This window comes from Rhizobium sp. 05N430 (assembly GCF_056396985.1).
On record NZ_JBFTMO010000059.1, the window covers coordinates 1 to 387 of the forward strand.

General features: G+C 65.4%; 1 pseudogene. It reads left to right on the forward strand.

Going from position 1 to position 387, the window contains the following annotated elements:
* Positions 1-387: pseudogene (locus AC1DJO_RS29905) on the forward strand (hypothetical protein); the annotation flags it as partial.

The following is a 387-nucleotide window of genomic DNA, read 5'->3' on the forward strand; positions in this document are numbered from 1 at the left end:
GCAGCGGCCGCTGCTTTCGCCTGAGTCGGCGTGGATCATCCGGCGTATCCTGGCCGGGGAAGCGCAGCCCGCGGGCAATGGCAGCGTACCCGATGTGGTGCCACTGGCCTGGAAAACCGGCACCAGTTATGGCTACCGCGACGCCTGGTCGGTGGGGATCAATCCCCGTTATCTGATTGGCGTCTGGGTCGGAAGACCGGATGCGACGCCGGTTGCCGGGCAGTTTGGTTTTGCCTCTGCCGTGCCCGTCATGAATCAGATCAACAGCCTGCTGATGAGTCGCCTTGGCAGACGTGACGTTCCGGGCGATCCGCGGCCGGCCTCGGTGACGGTGGCGACCATTTGCTGGCCTGGCGGTCAGCCGTTGCCCGCCGGAGACGAAAACTG